This window comes from Candidatus Polarisedimenticolia bacterium, assembly GCA_035764505.1.
In the GTDB taxonomy this organism is placed as follows: Bacteria; Acidobacteriota; Polarisedimenticolia; order Gp22-AA2; family AA152; genus AA152.
This window is the reverse complement of record DASTZC010000022.1, coordinates 1-5026: the sequence shown is the minus strand read 5'-3', so window position 1 is coordinate 5026 and position 5026 is coordinate 1. Positions and strand designations below refer to the sequence as shown.

General features: G+C 66.3%; 4 protein-coding genes. All 4 read left to right on the top strand.

The features are described 5' to 3' along the window. The first annotated feature begins 83 nt into the window (after positions 1–83). Positions 84–2726 carry an ABC transporter permease gene (locus tag VFW45_01600; GenBank protein HEU5179459.1) on the top strand — a complete coding sequence of 881 codons (2643 nt, stop codon included), beginning with the start codon at positions 84–86 and terminating at the stop codon, positions 2724–2726. Positions 2727–2963: 237 nt separating this feature from the next. After that, a complete protein-coding gene (locus tag VFW45_01595; protein HEU5179458.1) occupies positions 2964–3761 on the top strand; it encodes an OmpA family protein in 798 nt (265 codons plus the stop codon). Between the two features lie 83 nt (positions 3762–3844). Then, entirely contained in the window at positions 3845–4135 is a 291-nt protein-coding gene (locus VFW45_01590) for a hypothetical protein (protein ID HEU5179457.1), read from the top strand. A 192-nt stretch (positions 4136–4327) separates the two neighbouring features. Further along, on the top strand, positions 4328–5026 hold a 699-nt coding region (locus VFW45_01585), incomplete at its 3' end, for a DinB family protein (GenBank protein ID HEU5179456.1).

The window sequence follows — 5026 nt, the reverse complement described above, 5'->3', positions numbered from 1 at the left end:
TCGGCGGCGGCGGAAAAGACTCCTGTTGACTTCCTACAGGAAGCGGCGTAGCCTCTTGTAGTTTTCCGACAGGAGATCGCCCCGTGAGCACCCTCGCTTCCTTGCTGCGCAGTCTCTTCCGCAAGTCCCGCCTCGATCGCGATCTCGACTCGGAGCTGCGCTTCCATATCGAGGCGCAGGCCGAAGCCAATCTTGTTAAGGGGATGACTCCCGAGCAAGCGCGGCGGGAGGCGCTGATTTCCCTGGGAGGATTCGAGCCGGTCAGAGAGGAGGTGCGCCAGGCCCGCCCCGGAATCTGGCTGGAGACCCTGTGGCGGGATGTCTGCTTCGGCGCCAGGATGCTGCGCAAGAACCCCGGCTTCACATCGGTGGCGGTCCTGACGCTCGCTCTTGCCATCGGGGCGAACACGGCGCTGTTCAGCGTCGTCTACGCCGTGCAGCTGCGCGGCCTGCCCTATCCCGGGGCTGACCGCATCATGATGCTGTGGGAAAAGAGCCGCGATGGAGAGTCCACCATCGGGTACCCGACCTTCGCCGACTGGCAGGCGCAGAACCATACGATCGAGGCGATGGCGGCGATGTCCGATTGGGACCCGATCCTGTCGGCGGGTGAGACACCCGAGATGGTGCAGGGCGCTTCGGTCACCCCCGACTTCTTCCGCGTGCTCGGCGTCGGTCCCATGCTGGGACGCACCTTCACCGACAAGGACGGTCCCCCGACCCGCGTGGCGATCCTGAGCCACCGCCTCTGGAAAGAGCGCTTCCACGCCGATCCTTCTCTCATCGGGAAGCCGATTCGCGTCTACGGCGTCGACCGCACGGTCATTGGCGTGATGCCTCCCGACTTCCAGCCGGTCCTGACCCCGTTGAACGAGCGGGTCGATATCTGGAGGCCTCTCGGCTACCAGGGAGAGGAGCCGCCCGCCTGCCGCACCTGCCGCCACCTGCGGATCGTGGCGCGGCTGCGAAGCGGCGTGACGGCGGAGCGTGCGACGGCGGACCTGGATGCGATCTCCGGAGGCATGAAGCGCGCCCATCCGGGCGATTACGATGAGACCGGCGCCATTCTGGAGCCGCTCGCGGAACAGTTCACCGGGCCGAGCCGCACGGCTCTCTATGTCCTGCTGGGAGCGGTCGGATTCGTGCTATTGGTCGCCTGCGCGAATGTGGCGAATCTGCTCCTCGTGCGCTCGCTGGCGCGTGGCAAGGAGTTCGTCTTGCGAGCGGCTCTGGGAGCCGGCCGCGCACGGCTTGCCCGGCAGCTGGTCACCGAGAGCCTGCTCCTGGCGGCCGCGGGAGGATTCCTGGGAGTGTTGCTCGCCGCGTGGGGGACGCGGGCGCTGCTCGCGCTGAGCCCGGCGAATCTTCCCCGCATCGAGCAGGCGGGCCTGAACGCACCGGTCCTGCTGTTCACGCTGTCGGCCACGGTGGTGACCGGGATCTTCTTCGGCGTGGCGCCGGCGCTTTATGCGGCGAGATCGAATGCGGGAGACAGCCTGCGCCAGGCGGGGCGCGCCACGTCGGGTCCGAGACAGCATCGCCTCCGCAAGATCCTCGTCGTCATGAACGTCGCCCTGGCGCTGGTTCTCCTCACCGGCGCGGGGCTGACCCTCAACAGTCTGGTGCGCCTGCTCAGCGTCGATCCCGGCTTCGCGAGGGAGCGGGTCCTCACCATGACGTTGTCGATCTTCGGGCCGCGCTACCTGGAAGACGACGCCGACAAGCAGGCGCTGGCCACCTATCGTTCGCTGCTGGAGAGAATCGCCGCGATCCCGGGAGTCCGTGCGGCCGGCATGGTCAGCCAGCTGCCTCTGGGCGGCAACATCGATCGTTATGGCGTTCTCGCCCAGGACAAGCCGCTCGCCAATCCCGAGAAGGCGCCCGCGGCCGATCGTTACGCCGTGACGCCGGGCTACCTCGAAGCGATGCAGATTCCCTTGCGGCGGGGGAGAACCCTGACCGAGCAGGACAGTGCCCTATCCGGGAAGGTCGTCCTGGTCAACGAAAGCCTGGCGCGCGAGATCTGGGCCGGTGAAGACCCGATCGACAAGCTCATCCGCGTCGGCGGCCCCGATGCGCCCTGGAGGAGGGTGGTCGGCGTGGTCGGCGACATCCATCATTCGGGGCTGGACGACGGACACCGCCTGCAGTTCTATGCGCCCGAGGAGCAATGGAACTTCGTCGATTACGGGATGTCCCTGGCGGTGCGCACCGCAGGGGATCCGACCGTCGCGGCCGACACGGTCCGCAAGGCCGTCTGGTCCGTGACCCCGGACGTGCTCATTACCGATGTCCGATCGATCGACGGCGTCATCGAAGCGTCGGTGGCGCATCCCCGCTTCACGATGATCCTGCTGGGCTTCTTCGCGGCAACGGCCCTGCTGCTGGCGGCGATGGGAATCTACGGTGTCGCCTCCTTCGGCGTGACGCAGCGGACGCAGGAGATCGGCACGCGCATGGCGCTCGGCGCCCTGCCGCGGGACGTGCTGCGGCTGACGCTCGGTGAAGGGATGGCGCTCCTGCTGTCGGGAGTCTTCATCGGCATCGCGGGCGCGCTTGCCTTGACCCGGTTCCTGCGCAGCCTGCTTTTCGAGATCTCTCCCACCGAACCCTCCGTCTTCCTCGCCGTTGCCTTGCTCCTCTGCATGGTCGGCGCCGCGGCCTGCTACCTTCCGGCGCGCCGCGCCACGCGGATCGACCCGGTAACGGCCCTGCGCTACGAATAAGGCATTCCGGCGACGGCACGGTCCTCTGACCGGCTCAGCCGGGGAGGTCGCGAGCTGCACAGGTTTGCAACACGAGCCAGACGATCCGGCGCCGGCTCCTTGACGCGCAGCAGGTGCTGCTGGAGCCTTCTTGCCCGAAGGGCGCGCGGTCCCTAAATTCCCTGAGTCGATTGGTCGCGGGGACCGCTTTCCGGTCACCGGCCCCGCTCCCGTGCCTGGATGGAAGGGGGGGATTCGATGCTCGATTCCAAGAAAGGTTCACAGCGGATGCCGGGCGCCTCGCACGTTCGGGCATGGACCCTGCTCGCCGCCGCGATCGCCATGTCTTCGACCGCGTGTGTTTCCAGGGCCCAGTACACCGAGACGAAGCAGGAGAGGGATCTCTGCGAGACGCGCTACGAGCAGCTCCGCAGCAAGATCGAGGGAGCGAAAGCCGTCCGCGAAACGCTCACCCAGGAGAAAACCGCGCTCGCGAACGAGAAGAGCGTCCTCGAAGCGAAGGTAGCGACCCTGCAGACGGAGGGAGAGGAGCTCGGCTCGAAGCTGAAGGAGCGCGAGGATGAGGCCGCCAAGCTGCAGGCAACCTACGACGGTCTCGTCGCCAGCCTCAAGAAGGAGCTGAAGGCCGGACAGATCGAGGTCCAGCAGCTGCGCGACGGACTGCGCGTCAACGTCTCCCAGGACATTCTGTTCGACTCGGGCTCCGCCGCGCTGGACCAGAACGGCGTCGAAGTCCTGGAGCGGGTCGCCACCGAGCTCAAGAAGACGCCGCACCAGATCGTTGTCGTCGGGCACACCGACAACAAGCCGATCGGCCCGGCTCTCATCGAGAAGTATCCGACCAACTGGGAGCTGGCCGGTGCGCGTGCGGCCAGCGTCGTGCGTCTGTTCGACCACTCCGGAATCTCCACCAAGCGGCTGCTCGCGGAATCCAAAGCCGACGTCCAGCCGGTCGCCTCCAACAAGACGCCGGAGGGGCGGGCCAAGAACCGCCGCATCGAGATTCGCCTGCGTCCGACCTCCGCCGAGGGGTAGCGTTCCGGGCCAAGGAATTCGCTGGAATCGCGGGGAAGCGATCTGCTATCCTGCAGTCTCCGCTCACCGGGAGACTACGCGAAATGCAGCGATTTCTCGTCCAGGTACCCCACGATCCCGACATATTTGCCTGCGCGAAAGTGGTCCGCGTCTTCCTCGGAACCGGGTCCCAGTATCTGGCCCAGGCCGACTGGGGCTGCTTTGACGGCGACCACAGGGCATGGATGATCGTCGAAGCGCTCAGCAAGGAAGAGGCCCTTCAGATCGTTCCGCCGCAGCTGCGTGACAAGGCTTATGTCGTTGGATTGAACAAGTTCACCCTCGAATCGCTCGAGGAGGTCATGCGGAAGCACGGAGGCACGACCGAGTCCTAGGAGGGACCGCTTCCCGCTCGCTCCGCAGGATCCCGGCACCCGCCTGAACCGTCAGGCCTTTTCCATCTCTTTCCCCGTCAGGCAGCGCGCGAATCGCGCACCTGGATTCCCCTCCCGGTTCGATGGTAGGCTTTGAAGCGAGCCAGACAAGAGACATTCCCGGTCCTGCCATCTTCAGAAGGACAGATCGCCATGCCTCAGATCGCGTCCTGGGAAAAGCCGCGCCGGCATGCGCCAGGCAGGCTCATTGATCGGGATCGGCTCGTCGCCTGGTACCGTCGCAACCGTGAGCGATCCCGTCTCCTTTTCGATCTGCTCACGCAAGAGGACACGCACTACAGCCAGCCCATCGCGCTGCGCCATCCTTTCATATTCTACGAAGGCCATATTCCGACGTTCAGCCTGAACACGCTGGTGAAGCGTGGCCTCGGCGAGACCGGCATCGATACCGGGATGGAAGCCCTGTTTGCGCGCGGCATCGACCCACCGACCGATCAGGCGGCCGGGCTCGATGCGGCGCGCCATCGCGAGCTATGGCCGAGCCGCCGCGCGGTGGTCCAGTTCACCGAGGCGGCGGATGCGCGCGTGATTGAGGCGCTGATGCATGCAGACATCGAGCGCCCCGGGCACCCGCTGCTCGACCGGGCCGAGGCGGCCTTCGTGATACTCGAGCACGAGGTCATGCATCAGGAGACGCTGCTGTACATGCTGCATCGCCTTCCCTTTGCACTGAAGCGGGCACCGGAGGGTTACCAGACAGCCGTCGGGGGCGCGGCTCCGCGGCCGCGCTGGATCGAGATTGGTCCCGGAGGCGCCACGCTAGGGACCGATCGGCAGGCGGCCGCCTTCGCATGGGACAACGAGGGCCCTCGCCACAGCGAAGCGGTGCCT